Annotated in this window: 16 protein-coding genes; 12 read left to right on the top strand and 4 right to left on the bottom strand. The window is 37.0% G+C overall.

Annotated features, from left to right (window positions below):
- Positions 1-271 precede the first annotated feature (271 nt).
- The 6 genes from AC3WTL_RS21820 to AC3WTL_RS21795 all read left to right on the top strand — a co-directional run bounded on the left by AC3WTL_RS21820 (position 272) and on the right by AC3WTL_RS21795 (position 7,476).
- On the top strand, positions 272-1,753 hold the full coding sequence (locus AC3WTL_RS21820) for a SulP family inorganic anion transporter (protein ID WP_492370024.1): 1,482 nt from the start codon (positions 272-274) through the stop codon (positions 1,751-1,753).
- A 67-nt stretch (positions 1,754-1,820) separates the two neighbouring features.
- On the top strand, positions 1,821-2,690 hold the full coding sequence (locus AC3WTL_RS21815; protein ID WP_492370023.1) for a patatin-like phospholipase family protein: 870 nt from the start codon (positions 1,821-1,823) through the stop codon (positions 2,688-2,690).
- 147 nt (positions 2,691-2,837) lie between these two features.
- A complete protein-coding gene (locus AC3WTL_RS21810; RefSeq protein ID WP_492370022.1) occupies positions 2,838-3,887 on the top strand; it encodes a D-alanyl-D-alanine carboxypeptidase family protein in 1,050 nt (349 codons plus the stop codon).
- A gap of 194 nt (positions 3,888-4,081) precedes the next feature.
- Positions 4,082-4,498 (top strand): CBS domain-containing protein, encoded by a 417-nt coding sequence (locus tag AC3WTL_RS21805; RefSeq protein WP_492370021.1) that lies wholly within the window; start codon positions 4,082-4,084, stop codon positions 4,496-4,498.
- A gap of 138 nt (positions 4,499-4,636) precedes the next feature.
- Positions 4,637-5,832 (top strand): IS3 family transposase gene (locus tag AC3WTL_RS21800; protein WP_492370020.1). Its coding sequence is split into 2 segments (ribosomal slippage): positions 4,637-4,928 and positions 4,928-5,832, totalling 1,197 coding nucleotides; the frame shifts between segments, so codons are not numbered across the junction.
- A gap of 225 nt (positions 5,833-6,057) precedes the next feature.
- Positions 6,058-7,476, top strand: a complete 1,419-nt coding sequence (locus tag AC3WTL_RS21795) for a pyruvate kinase (RefSeq protein ID WP_492370019.1) — start codon at positions 6,058-6,060, stop codon at positions 7,474-7,476.
- A gap of 265 nt (positions 7,477-7,741) precedes the next feature.
- Here AC3WTL_RS21795 and AC3WTL_RS21790 read toward each other — a convergent pair whose 3' ends face one another.
- Genes AC3WTL_RS21790 through AC3WTL_RS21780 form a run of 3 tightly spaced genes read right to left on the bottom strand, consistent with a single transcriptional unit; the run spans position 7,742 to position 8,819 of the window.
- A complete protein-coding gene (locus AC3WTL_RS21790) occupies positions 7,742-7,906 on the bottom strand; it encodes a hypothetical protein (RefSeq protein WP_492370018.1) in 165 nt (54 codons plus the stop codon).
- Positions 7,907-7,924: 18 nt separating this feature from the next.
- Positions 7,925-8,179 (bottom strand): hypothetical protein, encoded by a 255-nt coding sequence (locus AC3WTL_RS21785; RefSeq protein ID WP_492370017.1) that lies wholly within the window; start codon positions 8,177-8,179, stop codon positions 7,925-7,927.
- A gap of 25 nt (positions 8,180-8,204) precedes the next feature.
- Positions 8,205-8,819: a class I SAM-dependent methyltransferase gene (locus AC3WTL_RS21780; protein ID WP_492370016.1), complete on the bottom strand. Its 615-nt coding sequence runs from the start codon at positions 8,817-8,819 to the stop codon at positions 8,205-8,207.
- A 369-nt stretch (positions 8,820-9,188) separates the two neighbouring features.
- Here AC3WTL_RS21780 and AC3WTL_RS21775 point away from each other — a divergent pair, with 369 nt between their 5' ends.
- Positions 9,189-10,655, top strand: a complete 1,467-nt coding sequence (locus tag AC3WTL_RS21775) for a SulP family inorganic anion transporter (protein ID WP_492370015.1) — start codon at positions 9,189-9,191, stop codon at positions 10,653-10,655.
- Positions 10,656-10,740: 85 nt separating this feature from the next.
- Positions 10,741-11,160: a universal stress protein gene (locus tag AC3WTL_RS21770; RefSeq protein ID WP_492370014.1), complete on the top strand. Its 420-nt coding sequence runs from the start codon at positions 10,741-10,743 to the stop codon at positions 11,158-11,160.
- A gap of 58 nt (positions 11,161-11,218) precedes the next feature.
- Here the strand turns inward: AC3WTL_RS21770 and pncB are convergent, their stop codons facing one another.
- Positions 11,219-12,661 (bottom strand): nicotinate phosphoribosyltransferase, encoded by a 1,443-nt coding sequence (gene pncB, locus AC3WTL_RS21765; RefSeq protein ID WP_492370013.1) that lies wholly within the window; start codon positions 12,659-12,661, stop codon positions 11,219-11,221.
- A 442-nt stretch (positions 12,662-13,103) separates the two neighbouring features.
- Here pncB and AC3WTL_RS21760 point away from each other — a divergent pair, with 442 nt between their 5' ends.
- The 4 genes from AC3WTL_RS21760 (at position 13,104) to helD (ending at position 18,034) form a co-directional block, all read left to right on the top strand.
- On the top strand, positions 13,104-14,552 hold the full coding sequence (locus tag AC3WTL_RS21760) for a SulP family inorganic anion transporter (protein ID WP_492370012.1): 1,449 nt from the start codon (positions 13,104-13,106) through the stop codon (positions 14,550-14,552).
- A 12-nt stretch (positions 14,553-14,564) separates the two neighbouring features.
- Positions 14,565-14,984, top strand: a complete 420-nt coding sequence (locus tag AC3WTL_RS21755; RefSeq protein WP_492370011.1) for a universal stress protein — start codon at positions 14,565-14,567, stop codon at positions 14,982-14,984.
- A 114-nt stretch (positions 14,985-15,098) separates the two neighbouring features.
- A complete protein-coding gene (locus tag AC3WTL_RS21750; RefSeq protein ID WP_492370010.1) occupies positions 15,099-15,518 on the top strand; it encodes a universal stress protein in 420 nt (139 codons plus the stop codon).
- 194 nt (positions 15,519-15,712) lie between these two features.
- Positions 15,713-18,034, top strand: a complete 2,322-nt coding sequence (gene helD, locus AC3WTL_RS21745) for an RNA polymerase recycling motor HelD (protein ID WP_492370009.1) — start codon at positions 15,713-15,715, stop codon at positions 18,032-18,034.
- Positions 18,035-18,250 lie beyond the last annotated feature (216 nt).

The raw sequence follows: 18,250 nt of genomic DNA, 5'->3' as shown, positions 1-18,250 counted from the left end.
CGCTTATCATAACAAAGCACGCGAGTTTTTGCCTGTATTTCAATCAAGCTATTATCAGAAAAGTTTTATTTTTGTGTTGTGTCTAAAATGTGAAATGCGCTAGGATGGCTAAGTATTAAACATGATGTGTGAGAAAAACAACTATTTAAACGCTTTCATCGCAAAAGTGTTTTATCTCATTTTGTGCTATGCTTTGGTCATTAACGACGGGATCCGACTTTCATGAGAGTTGAAAGTCACAAAAAATAAAAAAGGAAGAGGTGCAGTTTTATTGAGTTTTGAAAAAATTAAATATAGTTGGTTTGGTAACGTAAAGGGTGATGTGCTAGCAGGTATCGTGGTTGCATTGGCTCTTATTCCAGAAGCGATTGCATTTTCTATCATAGCAGGTGTAGATCCTATGGTAGGGCTTTACGCATCTTTCTGTATATCGGTGGTTATAGCTTTCGTTGGCGGCAGGCCCGCTATGATTTCCGGAGCTACAGGTGCAATGGCATTATTGATGGTTACATTGATTGCTGAACATGGATTACAGTATTTATTGGCTGCGACTATTTTAACGGGGATAATGCAAATTATCTTTGGAGTCTTTAAGCTTGCCAGATTCATGAAGTTTATTCCCAGATCGGTTATGGTTGGATTTGTGAATGCACTGGCGATTCTGATTTTTATGGCTCAGCTTGACCATTTTATTGACGCATCATGGGTGATGTATGCTCTTGTAGCAGGTACACTAGCAATCATCTATATCTTGCCAAAGTTTACAAATGCGATTCCTTCACCTTTAGTTGCGATTGTAGTTATTACGGTAGTGGCCATATTTGGAGGATTGAATGTTAGCACGGTAGGTGATATGGGTTCACTTACACAGGCTTTGCCATTGTTTGCAATTCCTAGCATTCCCTTCACATTAGAAACACTCCAAATCATTTTTCCTTATTCACTGGCATTGGCTATTGTAGGGCTTTTGGAATCTTTATTAACTGCTTCAATTGTTGATGATATGACTGATACAGGCAGTGATAAGAATCAGGAAAGCCGAGGCCAGGGTATAGCAAATATTGTTGCTGGATGCTTTGGAGGCATGGCAGGCTGTGCAATGATCGGCCAATCTGTCATCAATGTAAAATCAGGTGGTTATACCAGGCTTTCATCCTTGGTTTCAGGAGCTGTTTTAATGTTTTTGATTTTGGTACTTGGTGGAGTAGTCGTCCAGATTCCAATGGCTGCACTTGTAGGTGTCATGTTTATGGTATCAATCGGAACATTTGATTGGTCTTCTTTAAAAAGCTTGAAGGTGGTTCCTGTAACAGACTCGATTGTTATGGTAGTGACAGTTGTGACTGTAGTTGTTACCCATGATTTATCAAAGGGTGTATTTGCGGGGATTATTTTAAGTGCTATCTTCTTTGTAGCGAAGATTTCAAAAGTGTATGTGACTCCTGTTTCAGTTCCTGGGGCAAGTAAGAAAGTATACAGTGTAAAAGGGCAGCTTTTCTTTGCCTCTGTGACAGATTTTGTCGACGCTTTTGATTTTACTAGCGATGAAGAAATTAAATCTGTGGAGATCAATCTTTCCCATGCGCATGTTTGGGATGACTCGGCAGTATCTGCGATAGATAAAGTAGTACTGAAGCTTCGTGAGAATAATATCCAGGTTAGTCTAGTAGGATTGAATGAGCCTAGTTCTCTTTTAATAAAGCGGATGGCCATTCACGATAAACCGGGGGCCAAATTATCAGGGCATCATTAGGGGAAGGCGCGTTGTATTATACAGCGCGTCTTTTTTATATAGAATTGGATAGTTAGGAGGTTTATATATGGTGAAAACAGGGTTAGTTCTTGAAGGCGGGGGTATGAGAGGAGTGTATACTGCCGGAGTACTTGAATACTTCCTGGAAAAGCAGTTATTTTTTCCATATGTTATTGGTGTTTCTGCTGGAGCATGTAATGCTGCATCCTATATTTCAAGGCAGCATGGCAGGAACCAGAAAGTTACCATCGGATATGTTAATCATCCCGATTACATCTCATATAAAAATCTTTTTCTGAAAAAAGAGTTGTTCGGTATGGACTTAATATTTGATAAAATCCCCAATGAACTGGATCCATTTGATTTTAAAACGTTTGCTAAAGCATCAGAGGAATTTGTTATTGGAACAACCGATTGTCACACAGGCGAACCAGTTTACTTTAATAAGGACTCTTATGCTCGCGATATATTGACTATTATAAGAGCTTCAAGTTCGCTGCCTTTAATGGCACCAGTCATCAATTTTGCCGGAAAAGCCCTTATGGATGGGGGGATTTCAGATCCGATTCCTATAAAAAAGGCAATTAAAGATGGTGTTGAAAAGAGTGTAATCGTGCTGACAAGAAATAGAGGCTACCGTAAAAAGAAATCTTCTTTATCTAAGTTAACGAAGTATTTTTACGGGGAATATAGCGGATTGATAAAAGCAATCGAAAATCGTTATCAAGTTTATAACGATACCCTTGATTTGATAGAGCAGTTAGAGGATGAGGGGAAAGTGTTTATAATTCGGCCAGTGCAGGAGCTTCAGGTTGGCAGGGTGGAGCGTAATCGAGTTAAACTCACACAATTATATGAACAAGGTTATGATGATGCTTCGAGGTTATATAATGAGCTAGAGGAGTGGGTATCGCTTCTCCAAAGTGTTCGTACTTAAATTGAGATTGAAAGCCTGTACAAATTGGCGATAGCCATAGTGCAGGTTTTTTTGTTTAAAGAAAAACAACAGTTTTATTTTAAAGCATAATTTTTTTATTCATCCAAACAATAAAGCAGAAATGAGTACCTTTAGGAGGGAGAAGAAATGAGAAAAAGTAAAAGTTTGGCTATGCTTTTCGGAATGATTTTATTTAGCGGGACATTTCCATTAACAACTGATGCAATCTCCGCGAAAAGTGCGATATTAATGGAACAGTCTTCTGGAAGGGTTCTTTATGAAAAAAATGCGAACGTGAAAATGCGAATTGCCAGCATCACGAAAATTATGACAGCAATTTTGGCAATAGAATCAGGTGAGCTGGAAGAGGTTGTTACCGTTAGCGAAGCTGCAGCAAGTACCGAGGGGTCTTCGATTTATCTGAAACCCGGACAAAAGATTAAGCTTATCGATTTAACGTATGGATTAATGCTGCGTTCAGGGAATGATTCGGCAGTTGCGATTGCAGAGCATGTTGGCGGAAGTTTAGGAAGTTTTGTAAAGTTAATGAATAAGAAGGCAACTGAAATTGGAATGGATAATACAGTCTTCTCGAATCCTCACGGTCTGGACGACCATGAAAATCATTATTCTACTGCATATGATATGGCTTTATTAACTCGGTATGCCATGAGAAACCCCATCTATAAAGAGATTGCCTCAACCAAGAAGTATATTTATGAGCCAAAAGATTCTCCCAAACAAATATGGACCAATAAAAATAAATTGCTGACACAATTATATTCATATTCAACTGGAGGAAAGACAGGATACACAATAAGAGCAAAAAGAACATTGGTGTCGACAGCAAGCAAAGACAATTTAAACCTGATATCGGTAACCATTAACGACCCGAATGATTGGCAGGATCATATAACATTATTCGAAAATGCCTTTAATGAATATAAGCTTGTTGAAATTATCAAGAAGGGTGATCTGTTTTCCAGGAATGTGATGTTAGCGGAAGGCTTGATAATAAAACATAATCTTTTTTATCCACTTTCTGATAATGAAGTGAAAAACATTATTATTTCTATTGAAATGAAAAATGTCGATAGAGGAAATCAAAGAAATTCTAAGAAACCTGTTGGAAAACTAAAAGTATTTTTAAACAAAGAACAAATCGGAGAGACTCCAATATTTAACGATAATTATTGAACAATCCCCTTTATTCCTCAATGTCCTCTTAACAAACTGTTGAAAATTCAATAAAGCCGCTTGAAATGAAAAAGGGTTTAATAACAATTTATCTTAAATAATCGGTTTTAGTAATTTGTTTTTGTATGGGAATGACGATAGTGAAAAATAATATGTCTGTTAGACCATTCTTTGATTTTAGGAGGAGAATAATCATGCAAGTAAGAGATGTAATGAGCACCAATGTACAAAGTTGTTCAGTGAATGATGATTTAAAAACAGCTGCTTCAATAATGCAGAATTCGAACATAGGGTCGCTTCCGATTGTAGAAAACAATCAGGTTGTAGGTGTCGTAACTGATAGGGATATGGTTATTAGAGGGCTAACAAATGGAACGGCAAATGATTCAATCCAAAATGTTATGTCCAATAATGTTATAACGATAGCTCCAACTGCATCACTTGAAGAAGCAGGACAATTAATGTCACAGCATCAAATCAGACGATTGCCGGTTGTTGAGAATGGGAATTTGGTTGGGATGGTCTCTCTTGGTGATTTAGCTGTCCGTGAACAAGCTAATCAAAATGCTGGTGAGGCTTTGACTCAAATTTCTAAAAACGAATTATTCTAAATGGCACAACGGGTAAAATAATAATGGCTCGCCGCAATATAAAGAAGGGACCCGAAATGATATTATCCCCTCTAAGTAGACAGTGTAAAAAGACCATCATAAAAATTGGTGATACACTTAACTTGGAGGGGATTTTTTATGGGGAAAACAGGAAGAACGTATCAAAAATATACAGAAGATTTTAAAATAAGAGCAGTAAAACTATACAAAGAAGGAAACAAAAGTTACAGAACAGTATCGGAAGAACTAGGTCTTCGAAGCCCAACCCAATTAAAGAAATGCGTTATGAAATTTAATCAGGGAGAGTCCTTTGAAGATTTAAGGGGGCGTGCAGGCGGTAACACAGACAGTAACCCACTTAAGGGACGCCCCAGAACGAACTTTAAAAATATCCAAGAGGAAAGGGATTATTATAAATCTCAGGTTGAATACCTAAAAAAGCGGTATCCAAATCTACACGGGGAGGGATCATCCCAAAAGCAGAACGATTTGAAATCATAAACGAACTAAGTGGTATTTACCCTATCGCTTGGTTAGTTGAGATTGCGCAAGTCTCAAGATCAGGCTACTATAAGTGGCTTAAAACGACCTCCCTTAGGGAGGACAGGGCGGCCAAAGAATCTCTAATAAAATCACATATTATGGCTATTCATCATACATACCCTTTTTATGGTTACCCTCGTATAAAAATAGCTCTTAAAGACGAAGGATTTCATATAAATCATAAGAAGGTATATCGATTAATGACTGATATGAATATTCGAGCTGAAATTAGGAAGAAGCGAAACTTCTTCGGAAGGAAGCCTTCCGTTATTTATTCAAACTTATTAAACCGTAACTTTAAGGCTCTAAAGCCAGATGAGAAATACGTGACAGACATTACGTATATTCAAGTTGGAGATTCTTTTTATTACCTTTCCGTTATACTCGATCTTTACAACAATGAGGTTTTAGCCTGGAATATTTCAAAGAGAAATGACTTAGAATTGGTCCTTAATACAATCGATCTATTAACAAAAAAAAGAAACGTGTATGGTGCGATCCTGCATTCAGATCAAGGCTTCCAATACACGTCTAATCAATACCACAAAAAGTTAAAGAAAATAGGCATTCAAGGCAGCCATTCTCGCAAAGGAAACTGCCTCGATAATGCCTGTATTGAGTCTTTCTTCTCTCATCTAAAGACAGAGAAGCTATATCGATCACAGTTTAAAACAGAAAAAGAATTAATTCAAATACTTGAAGAATACATGTACCTCTATAACTATAAAAGATTCCAGAAAAAACTAAACCAGTGTGCTCCGGTTGAATACCGACTCACACTGGCTGCTTAGTCTTTTTTTAGGCTGTCTACTTGACAGGGGTAAGACCAAAATTTTGGTCCCTTATTAATTATGAAAAGGGCTTAAGGCATACAATTACTATTTTATTTATATTATAATAATACTGTATGCTTCTTATTTGAATATTTCTTCAATTCCCCACCCTTTCCCCCGAGTTGCTCTTCACAGATTCAATTTCTAATATCTTTAAACATCTTTTTATGGAAGGAGATTTTAATGTTAAAAACAAAAAGACTATGCTATTTAGAAAATGTTCCTAAATCTTTATTCAGTATTGTTGAACTTTTAAACACGGGTTTAGATTTTGTTATCCTTCAACCGGCAAATGAAGATTATATGGAATTGGAAAAAAGGATGGCAGCATTTGAAGAAGCCTCCCGTCTTACAGGGAGAAATTTTAGTATGATACTAGAACTTCCTCACTCCATACCAGAGGAAGACGATACAGATCAAAGACTTATTATTAAAGAGAGAGCCAAAGCGGAAATTGCTTGGGGGAAAAGACTTGGAATAAGCTATTATCTTTGCCCAAATATAAGAAGTGGTGCGGATGTACTCGAATATAGAAAGGAAATATCGCAAACAAGTACTCAAAGAGAAGCCCCCCGAATGATTCTGTCGGAACTTAGCAATGCTTATAGCATAAAAAATGTTATTGAGATAATAAAAGAATCGGATGGTATTATTATCAATGCATCAAGTATCGAAAATCTATTTCCAGGCAAGCAGGTTCCGTTAATCATTAATGATATTATTATGAAATGTAATGAAAATGATAAACCTGTTATCCTAAAAAAGCACCCCGAAAACTATGACTATAAGCTGTTTAAGCCTGCAGCTGTGGACGGTGTTATTTTTGCTTTGAAAAAACACACACGAAAGTCGATAACAGAAGTATTGAACACCTTTAATAACAGATTTTCTGAATGTAATGCAGTAAATGTAAAATACAATAAGTTATTGCCCGGAAGCAACTTGAATAATGCTGTGCAGCTGGCGCACCGCCTAAATGCAAGGGTAATTATTGCTGCTGACAATGACGAGAACTCAATCCGAAGTCTCTTAAAGTGTAATCCTCAAATTCCTATTATCTTCTATACCTCAAATAAATATCTGACAAGAAAATATCAGCTAACACGAGGGATTGTTTCATTATATTTAGAAGACGACCTTCCAACTTCCAGTATTATAGAAAATGCTGAGGAGATTTGCCAGCTGAGGAAAGGCGACAGAGCAATACTTCTTAAGGATGACAGTCAGTTGGATGATTGTACAGAAATCATTGTGATAGGTGATGTATTGGCTCAAGGTGAAGGGATAGGCAATAGCTTTACTACAGGCAGAGTCTTTATTTCCAGTAATTTTGATTACCCAGGGACAATGGAACGGGGGGATATTCTCGTTTTCAACGAAGCAGCAGAACAACAGCCTGATCTTATAAGAAAAGCATCGGTTATCCTTACAAAAGAAAAAACATTGAATACTTTGGCGGCTGTAGTTGGATTGAATTTAAGCAAACCAATGATAATAGGGGTTAATAATATAGATAATCTTCGTTCTGGAGAGATTGTAACAGTTGATACAAATACCGGGAAAGTTTATAGAGGGGGAATTAAAAATCATAAATTAGCTTAATAAGTTCATCAATCGATACAAATCTAAAAGGACCCAAATCACCGGGTCCTTTTAATTTTATGGCAAACATGGTGCGAGACATTTTTTAGAGAAGCAGAAAATCAATGTACTTCTTTTGCGTGTTTTAAATCGCTCCGATGAACCAATTCAACATAATGATTATTTAGCTTTTTTATTTCACAGTATCCGGATTCGTAAACGTAAAGAACATGGTAAGTTTCATTATTATAAACAATTATATCATTAGTTTTTACCAAGTAATCACCTACTTTATTTTAAAGTCATTTTTTACAATCGGATCTAAAGGGCGGCTGTCTTTTTTTAATCCTGAACCCTTGCATTCAGTGCAGGTTATTGTTAGGAGATTTCCTAAAAATGAAGGTTTTTTTCCTTTGCCCTGACATTTAGAACAAATTAATTTAATGGCCATTAAATCCTCCTTTATGGATTAGTGGGTAAGGTATAACATTGGAAGGTCCATTGGGATTTGCAATTCATTAAACAATGTTAATGTTTGTTCATTTTGAAATAAAATTTCCAATAAGTAAGGGATATGATCGTTACTTTCTAGATTACCGATGGTTACTATCCAGCCTTCACGCTGATTCCTTTGAAATTTCAAAGTGTAAAACCGTTCTTCTTTAAGAATGATAAACCTGACATCATTCTCATCAACAAATTTAACAGTAATTTGATTCTCCAAATAATTACCTCCAATAAAAGAGAAATTATTTCGTGCATACGGCAATCCCAATCGGATACCATAAATCGGTTATAGGCGGTTCAATCAGGACACCTTTTTGTCCGTAAAAAGATGTATGCTGATACTCTGTAAATAGATTCCTAAATTCGTCAACTGTAAGCTGATGAACATGGAAGGGTGATCCGCATGGGATTCCTCTGCCTTTTCCATATGGCGTTGAGATTACCAAAACTCCACCCGGTTTTAATAACTGATAAACATTCGATAGGAATTGTTGTTCTTCTTCAATGTGCTCAATTGTTTCAAAAGAAACAATTACATCAAAGAGTCCTAACTTTTGGGGAAGAAGGGGATTCACTGCATCTTCACAGCGATATTCCACTAGAGGGTGATTATATCGCTTCCGTGCATATGCAAGTGTTTTGGGGTCGCAATCAAGTGCAACTATTTGTTTTAATCTTTTTTTGCCTAGCTTGGCCAACATGTGGGAACCAAAACCGGATCCACAAGCAAGGTCAAGAATTCTACCCTTTGTATAATGATTGCTAAAATGGTACCTTGCAATATGTTCCAGGAGCAGGCCGTTTGTAGGCTTCATTAGATCCGGTATTACTCTTTCTCCAGTATCTTCAAGTATCATTCCATTATCTCTCCTCAATACCTCCCTTACCTTATTGGAAATTACCTGTTCATTATAACAAATATGATATCTGTTTTGTAGGACGCATTACTAGAGCAGCTTTAAAAGTCATAAGACTTCAATATTTTCAAGGAATACCATGCAAGCAAATTGTAAGAATTATAAAACTTTTATTTAATTATATTTTTCACCATTAACAATGAAATTACAAGAAAAATGAAGGAAAATGGTGAAATTCATATGTTTTATCGCTTACATCCTCTCTTGTCAAATATCTTAAATGTGATATGATTCATTATGTTTTCGTCGGCTCGACTTTGATGAGAGTTCAAGGTCATTTTAATTAAAACTAAATAAAGGGGTGTTCGTTTGAAAGCTAATTCTTTTAAACAACAATGGTTCGGCAATATAAAAGGAGACATACTTGCTGGTATAGTTGTCGCCTTAGCTCTGATTCCGGAGGCTATTGCATTCTCTATTATTGCTGGTGTCGATCCTATGGTGGGATTGTACGCTTCTTTTAGTATTGCTGTTACCATTGCGATCGTAGGCGGAAGACCTGGAATGATTTCTGCTGCGACTGGTGCAATGGCATTATTGATGGTTACGTTAGTGGCTGATCACGGACTGCAGTATTTACTGGCTGCAACAATTCTAACGGGGGTTCTCCAAATTTTATTTGGTGTTCTTAAATTAGCCCGTTTTATGAAGTTTATCCCACGATCTGTAATGATAGGGTTTGTTAATGCATTAGCAATCTTAATATTCATGGCACAGTTGGAACAGTTCGTTGGTGCAACTTGGGTAATGTATGCAATGGTTGCCGGAGCTTTAGCTATCATTTATGTTTTTCCTAGAGTTACTAAAGCTGTTCCGTCGCCATTGGTGGCCATTATTGTTATTACTGTTATTGCTATCATGACAAATAGTGATGTTAAGACAGTTGGGGACATGGGCGCTCTAACTGCTGCGTTGCCATCCTTCTTCTTGCCGGATGTGCCTTTTAATCTAGAAACCTTAAAGATTATCTTTCCTTATTCGTTAGCTCTTGCGGTTGTTGGTATTTTGGAATCCTTGCTAACTGCGTCAATTGTTGATGATATGACAGATACAGCAAGTGATAAAAACAAGGAAAGCCGCGGGCAAGGTATTGCGAATATTGTTGCAGGGTTATTCGGAGGAATGGCCGGCTGTGCAATGATCGGACAATCAGTAATCAATGTGAAATCCGGCGGGCGAGGACGCCTTTCTTCTCTTGTGGCAGGAGCATTCTTAATGTTCTTAATCCTGGTATTGAGCAACATAGTTGTTCAAATACCTATGGCTGCTTTAGTAGGGGTTATGTTCATGGTTGCTATTGGTACTTTTGATTGGTCTTCTCTTAAAGTCCTTGTCAAGGCTCCTGTTACCGACTCAATCGTTATGGTTGTAACTACTGTAACTACAGTTGCAACTCATGACTTATCTAAAGGGGTATTTGCCGGAATCATCTTAAGTGCGATATTCTTCGTTGCTAAGATATCAAAAGTCCATGTTACATCAAGACTTGAAGGAGAAAAGAAAATTTACTCTGTTACAGGCCAAGTTTTCTTTGCTTCTACAGATGAACTTGTAGCTGCATTTGAGTTTAACGAAGGTGTTAAAGAAGTGGAAATTGACTTTTCACAGGCACATATTTGGGATGACTCTGGTGTTGCTGCAATTGATAAAATAGTATTAAAGCTAAGGGACAATGATGTTTTGGTCCGCTTATCAGGATTAAACGCGCCAAGCTCAAATTTAATTGAACGTTTGGCCGTACACCGCAGACCAGGTGCAAAATTATCCGGGCATTAAAAAGTATGATGATTGTTTTGAAAAAGCACGTGGTTTCACGTGCTTTTTTTATAAAAGAGCTTTAGTTTGAAAGGAGCGGATTATATTGTTTAAAAAGATTATGCTTGCATATGATGGTTCTGAAAATGCTCTTAGGGCAGCTGAAAAGGCAGCCTTTATTGCTGAAAATACAGAAGGTGCCGAGATTACGATTGTCTATGTAGTTGACGGTGCTTCCTCCAAGGAAGATGTTCTTCATTATTCATCAAAAGAAGTTATTAATGAAAAAAGAAAAGAACGCCTGAAAAAAGTTGAGGACTACTTGAGTGAAAAGGGCATTTCTTATAGCCATGAAATCCTTCATGGCGAAGCGGCTCCAACAATTGTTGACTATGCAAATTCCAAGGATTTTGATCTAGTTACTGTTGGAAGCAGAGGGTTGAATGGCCTTCAGGAAATGGTGCTGGGAAGCGTGAGCCATAAAGTAGCAAAGCGTGTAAAGGCTCCTGTTATAATCGTAAAATAAACTATTCATTGAATTTATAAAGAGGAATGGGAGTAATACCCATTCCTTTTTTGATTTTTTAATAGTTTATTTGTATCCGCGAAACAGTTGATCTTCTTAACTCCCATAAGGTATGACTTAAGTCTACAGGATACGGGTGAGGATTTAAATTTCTTAAATACTCATTCCAAAAATAATCAAGCTGCTTTTTATGATATTGTCTGATTTGCTCCAAAGACGGCAATTCACAGGTTACTCTCCCATTTTCTATTATAGGCCTAAGCAGGGGAACGGCCGTAAACTTTTGTATTCTTTTTTGTAAATGAGGGTGAATGGGATGAAATAGATGCAGAGGTTCATGCAAATTAATTTTTTCATCGTGTAAGGTAATATAATCCCCTTCAGCTTTACCTGTTTCATTGTTAATGATCCTATAAAGATTTTTATATCCAGGTATTGATATTTTTTCTGGATTTGATGACATCTTTATTTTTGGAAGATAAGTTCCATCCTGCTTCATGGCAGCAAGTGTAGAAGCAGCCTCTATATCTAAATTGCCCTTTTGAGCAGCCGCTTCGTTATCAATAAACCATCCATCAATTTTTGCTTCTTGATTAAGTAAGTTAAAAATAACCTCTTCATTTAAATCTCCTGAAGCTATTATTTTCACATAATCTAAACCGGCATTATTCAGCATTTTTCTTGATTTCTGAGAAATATAGGCCAAATCCCCGCTATTAATTTGAATTGCTTTCATTCTTTTCCCCATCTGTTCAAGTTCTTTTGCTGCTCTAATTGCGTTTGGAACTCCAGAACGGAGGGGATCATAAGCATCAACAAGCAGAGTTGCATCATTTGGATGTACCTTTAGAAATGAACGAAAAGCATCTAACTCACTTTCAAAGCTATTCACCCAAGACTGATGATGTGTTTCTTCCAATGGGATTCCGAAAAAGCAACTAGCCTTTATATTGACAGTTCCTTCATAACCAGCTAAATATGAAGATCTAGCTGCCCAAGGTTTTTCATCACCGGCAAGTAATTTATGAGGGCTTAGGTCAATAAAAGTTCCTTTGGGATCTATTATTTTCATTCGGGCCGCTTGGGTGGCTGCCAGAGTATCAGAATTAATGAAATTTAATAATATTGATTCAATAAGGGGGAACTCAAATAGTTTTGTTTTAATACGAATAATCGGCTCATCAGAAAATATTATTGTCCCTTCCGTTACTGAATGAATATCCCCGGAAAATTGAAAATGCCTCAATTCCTGAAAGAAGCCTTCCTCATATTGTTCAGGCTGAGTTTTTAAAAAATTTATGTCATCTTCGGTAAAGAAGGTATCCTGGAGATTCAAAACAATACGCTCAAGTCCTGCGAATACATAGAAACAGTTCCCGGCTGGATTACTGCGCAAGGAAACGTCAAAAACACCTATTTGATCTTGACGTCCAGATTCCCAATAGCCATACATCATATTAAGTTGAGATTTATCGAGGTAAGTAAAGATGGTTTTTTTCAAACGTTACCCTCCTTAAAATAGTTAAGGTTTTCTATAGGTTTTATTAAACCTTCATTATCTTTCGAAAAAACATATAGTATTTTTTTGAATTATTAATCCAGTATTTATTTTTTTGAGGGGATAAATGGTGATACAGTATTAATTTACAATCAGGGGAGAGGAGTGGCATGAGAAAGATAGATTCTATAATAGAGAAAGCAGCAGTCTTCGCTTAATTGACCAATTATTTCTTGGTTCCATAAAGATAACCAACCTCCTTTTGAAGTTATTATTCATCAATATTCTTGCAAATTAATTATACGATACATCTTTCATTTTTTGTAGGAAAAGGCTGAATGCACCTTCTAAAGCCTATGCCTTTACTGTAGTAATACCTGCATCTGTTTTAAAGCTCTCATGATTTACTAAAAGATGATGCATACTAAAAAAAGGAGGTTAGGATATGGAGAAAATGAGTTATAAAGACACTTGGTTTTACAATGTAAAAGGAGACTTTTTATCGGGATTGGTCGTGGCTCTAGCCTTAATACCTGAAGCGATTGCCTTCTCAATCATCGCCGGTGTTGACCCAATGGTCGGATTATATGCCTCCTTTACTATAGCTGTGGTTATCGCTTTTGTGGGAGGAAGACCTGGCATGATATCCGGGGCAACAGGGGCAATGGCGTTATTATTTATTGATTTAGTAGCTGAACATGGTCTTCAATATCTGCTTGCGGCTACGATTTTAACAGGTATTTTGCAGATTCTGTTTGGTGTATTCAAACTTGCCCGTTATATGAAGTTTATTCCGAGATCAGTTATGGTTGGATTTGTAAATGCTTTAGCAATTCTCATTTTTATTTCACAGCTTCAGCATTTTGAGAATGAATCCGGAATAATCTTTTTGCTGGTAGCCCTGACACTGGCGATAATTTATTTACTGCCATACTTAACCAAGGCTATCCCATCAACACTTGTTGCTATAATCGTCATAACAGCCTTGACCGTTTATATGAATATCGGGGTTCGGGCAGTAGGTGATATGGGGACCATTTCACAAACACTTCCGATATTTTTAATACCTGATATCCCTTTGAATATAGAAACGCTTGCCATTATCCTTCCATATGCTCTGGCTTTGGCGATTGTCGGATTGCTTGAATCATTGCTTACAGCCGCAATTGTAGATGATATGACCGATACAGAAAGCAATAAAGATACAGAGAGCAGTGGGCAGGGAATCGCAAATATTGTAACAGGTTTTTTCGGTGGAATGGCTGGCTGTGCAATGATTGGACAATCTGTAATCAATGTTAAGTCTGGCGGCAGGGGAAGGTTATCGTCCTTCTTTGCAGGTGTGTTTTTAATACTATTGATTGTTCTTCTGGGAGATATTGTTGTAAGAATACCGATGGCAGCGCTTGCTGGAGTCATGATTATGGTATCGATCAGCACGTTTGACTGGAATTCCATTAAGACCCTGCATCTATTGCCTAAAACAGATGCCATTGTCATGGTAGCGACAGTGCTGACTGTAGTTCTTACTCACAATTTGGCAATTGGAGTTTTTACAGGTATTTTACTAAGTGCCATTTTCTTTGTATCAAAAATATCCCAAGTTCATGTTGATAGTACTATGGAAGGAAGAACCCGAGTTTACAAAGTAAGGGGAGAATTGTTTTTTGCCTCTGTCACAGAGCTTTTAAAGAAATTTGACTATAAAGAAGAAGTGAAGTTTGTTGAACTCAATTTAAGCCTATCCCATTTATGGGATGATTCAGCAGTGGCTGCCATTGATAAAATCATTAATAAATTTGAGGAAAATGGGAAACAAATTAAATTGACAGGGTTAAATGAAGATAGTTCAGAACTTGTCGGCAAATTAGCTAATAAGCTTGGATCTCATTAAGGCGGTGTAGAAATGTATAAAAGGATTTTATTGGCAACAGATGGTTCGGAACATTCCAAGAGGGCCGCTGAGCATGCCATTGCCATGGCGAAATGTACTGAAGGCTCCAGAATTGAGATTGTGTATGTCATTGATGATGATAATGCCAAATCGGACGTTCTGCAAAATTGGAATAGAGCAGACTTGGGGGATAAAAAAAGAGATAGAATTAAGTTTGCAGAACAACAGGCAAAAGAAGCGGAAGTGCCATATGAAATAAAGACTCTACATGGTGAACCTGGACCGGCTATTGTGGAATATACAAATAAAAACGAAATGGATGTTGTTGTCATTGGAAGCAGGGGACTTAATGTCTTTCAGGAACTGGTTTTGGGAAGTGTAAGCCATAAAGTGGCGAAAATGGCTAATTGCCCGGTTTTAATAGTTAAATGAGAAATGGTGCAACTCGTACTGTTTCTTTTTTTACTTAAAAATAATCTTAATATTCAAAAATATAATTTGAAAGCGCTTTAATTACCAGGTATGATTATTCTAGGGGGGAGAGTTATGTTTAAGAAAATTCTTTTGGCTTTTGATGGCTCAGAACATTCTTTTCGCACTGTTGTTAAAGCAATTGAAATAGCAAAGTTAACCCAAAAATCAAAGGTGGACGTTCTATATGTTTTGTCTGATGATACTTCAAAAAGCGAAGTGTTAAACTTGTGGGAAGCCGAGGGAATAAAAGAAGACCGTATGGAGAGGTTCAAACTTGCTGAGGAGGCAGCCAAGCAAAATGGCGTCAATTATGAAATCAAGCTTCTAAGGGGAGACCCAGAAACAAAAATAGTGGAGTATGCAAAAGAAAACAGTACGGATATGATTATCATTGGATCCAGAGGCCTTAACCCATTCCAAAGTATGATTTTAGGAAGTGTCAGTCATAAAGTAATGAAAAAAGCATCATGCCCAGTCATGATTGTAAAGTGATATAGATACCCAACAGAGGCGTCCGACAGACGCTTCTTTTTGTGATGGTTTTGCATAAGAAAAACGTGTATGTTATATTCAAAATGAAATTTCCTCGTAATTCCTCTTATATCTTCAGATTTCATCTTTTATTTCCTGAGGTTTTTTTAAAAAAGAATAAAGAAAAAATGTAAAGGGATGTGAGAATCGAAAGAATGGGTACTGATAAAAACACAGTTATATATGAACACCCAGATTATCAAGCTGAAGCACAGCATCTGGAGTTCACGAAGGTGTATATAAAAAGCATACTCGAAAGCTCCAAAGGCAATAAGGCCAGTTTTAAGGAAAATATAAAGCAAGCATTTGTTGATTTGGACTATTTAGATAGCAGTTTAAGCTATATCAATATCTTAACGAATGCCAAATTTCTTGAAATGGCAGAAAGCGAATTAGAAAGGCTGGAAAGTATCTTAAACAAACCTTATTTCGCAAGAATTAACTTTCAAAGGAATGTCGGTAAAAGCGAAGAGTTTCTTTACATTGGAAAGACCTCCTTATATGACAGAGAAAATCAAATGCCTATCATCGTGGATTGGCGTTCCCCGATAGCGAATGTTTATTATGACGGGAGGTTAGGTACCGTTTCTTACCAAGTGAATGGGGACGAGAGAGAAGGGTACTTATCACTTAAAAGGCAATACAATATTGAAAAAGGTATATTAAAAGATATACGTGATGTTGATTTAACTACGCATGATGAACTGCTGCAGGAGTCGTTGGCTGGAAAAGCTGACAATCGGCTGACAGAGATTGTCTCCACTATCCAAAAAGAACAAAATGATGTTATCCGGGCTTCTTTAGGTCATCCCATTATAGTGCAAGGGGCAGCCGGAAGCGGAAAAACGACGATCGCCCTTCATAGAATCTCTTATTTTTTATATTCAGCTGGTGAGAGTTTTCCAACTGAAAAATTGATGATCCTCGCACCAAACCGCTTGTTTATAGAATATATATCTGAGGTTCTTCCGGAGTTAGGTGTGAATCGGATTAAACAAACTACTTTTATTGATTACATGCGGGAAAGCTTAGGAGGAAAACTTAAGATTGCCTCCCCGGGAAGTAAACTTTTAGCATTGGTAAAGAACACTCCAGAGTCCAATCGGATAAAATGGGTTTCGGCTTATAAAGGTTCTCTTGAATTTAAAGAGTTGTTGGACAAGTATATAGCGGATATTGAAAGCGAGCTTGGACCTTCTGAAGATTTCAAGGTAGAAAAATTCAGGCTGATGAAAGGGTCGAAGCTAAAAAGGCTTTTTTTAAAGGAATATAAGTATCTGCCTGTATATGCACGCCTGGACAAAATAAAAGCGCTGCTTGTAAGCCATTTAAAGACGAAAAGAAAAACAATCTTAACAATGCTGGAAGAAAAATATGATGAGGCATTAGAAAAGGCCCTTTATAATATAAAAGATGCAGAAAAAAGAAAGAAAAAAGTAACATCATTAATGGATCAGAAAGAAAAGAGAATGGAGAGCATTAAAACAGAAGCAAGAACAGCTGTGAATAGATATATGAAAAGCTTTGCCAAAACGGCTGTTTTTACTTTATATAAAGACTTAATGACTTCAAAAGAAATGCTTATGAAATATTCTGGCCTAAATTTAGAAGAAGCTTCCCTGTTAGCTGCCTATTGCAAATTTATATTTAAAAAAGGAGTCTACGAACTGGAAGATCTTGCCCCGCTATTTTATATAAAATCAAAATTGATTGGAATTGCCCCAGAATTAAAGATGAAGAGTGTTTTTATAGATGAGGCACAGGATTACAGTTATTTTCAGTTTGCCGCTATGAAGGAAGGAGTGGAAACAGAGCTATTTACGATTGTAGGGGACCTTGCACAAGGTATACATGCCTACCGGGGGTTAAATAGCTGGGAGCCATTAATAAAAGAGATTTTTCCATCTGCAAATTATTATGCATTGCAAAAAAGCTATCGAACAACAGTTGAGATTATGGAGCTCGCCAATGACATATTGTCTGTCATGGCGGAAGACCTTCCAAAAGTGGAGCCGGTGGTCAGACATGGACAAAAATCGGTCTTTCATAAAATTGATCCTGCGGACCGGAAACAGTTTGTGAATCTTATTGAAAGAGAAGTGCACGATCTTTCCAGTCAGGATCTGAACTCTATTGCGATTATCGGCAGGACAGAGAAAGAATGTGGTGCCCTGGCTGCCATTCTGGAATCAAGCAGCATTAAAACGCAACTTTTGAATGAATCCGAGGATATTAAGAAAAGCCATGTTGTGATTGTTCCGTCTTATCTTTCTAAGGGCCTTGAATTCGATGCTGTATTAATGGTAAGTCTGAATGAAAAATATACTGAACAGGAACTGGATATTAAGCTGTTGTACGTGGCTATGACCAGGCCAATGCACAGACTTTGTTTATATGGCGAAGAACCATCAGACTTTTTATTAAATAGGGTGGACGAGTCCCATTATATTATAAGCAGCTTAGGGGCAGGAGTTTAAAACTGTCAACTCAACTATTGAATAGAGATATTGGTAATATAAAGAGTCTGGTTATTGACAGAATTCATACAGGTTATGTAAACATGCAAAAGCAACTTTCTGTCAAATGTATTATGCGCAGACATAGTCTGCGCTTTTTCACTATGATGTATGGGAAATAGTTCCTTTTCAATGTGCTTAAATCTATTAAATGGTACAATGAAAATACTAATAAAG

This window comes from Cytobacillus sp. EB106-05-05-XG126 (genome assembly GCF_058791715.1).
The sequence above is the reverse complement of the archived record's forward strand: the minus strand, read 5'-3'. Positions and strand labels throughout refer to the sequence as shown.

Coding starts and splice junctions, on each gene's coding strand:
- AC3WTL_RS21815 (WP_492370023.1), top strand. CDS start 1,821: ATGGTGAAAACAGGGTTAGTTCTTGAAGGCGGGGGTATGAGAGGAGTG.
- AC3WTL_RS21810 (WP_492370022.1), top strand. CDS start 2,838: ATGAGAAAAAGTAAAAGTTTGGCTATGCTTTTCGGAATGATTTTATTT.
- AC3WTL_RS21790 (WP_492370018.1), bottom strand. CDS start 7,906: ATGGCCATTAAATTAATTTGTTCTAAATGTCAGGGCAAAGGAAAAAAA.
- AC3WTL_RS21805 (WP_492370021.1), top strand. CDS start 4,082: ATGCAAGTAAGAGATGTAATGAGCACCAATGTACAAAGTTGTTCAGTG.
- AC3WTL_RS21760 (WP_492370012.1), top strand. CDS start 13,104: ATGGAGAAAATGAGTTATAAAGACACTTGGTTTTACAATGTAAAAGGA.
- AC3WTL_RS21780 (WP_492370016.1), bottom strand. CDS start 8,819: ATGATACTTGAAGATACTGGAGAAAGAGTAATACCGGATCTAATGAAG.
- AC3WTL_RS21795 (WP_492370019.1), top strand. CDS start 6,058: ATGTTAAAAACAAAAAGACTATGCTATTTAGAAAATGTTCCTAAATCT.
- AC3WTL_RS21755 (WP_492370011.1), top strand. CDS start 14,565: ATGTATAAAAGGATTTTATTGGCAACAGATGGTTCGGAACATTCCAAG.
- AC3WTL_RS21750 (WP_492370010.1), top strand. CDS start 15,099: ATGTTTAAGAAAATTCTTTTGGCTTTTGATGGCTCAGAACATTCTTTT.
- helD (WP_492370009.1), top strand. CDS start 15,713: ATGGGTACTGATAAAAACACAGTTATATATGAACACCCAGATTATCAA.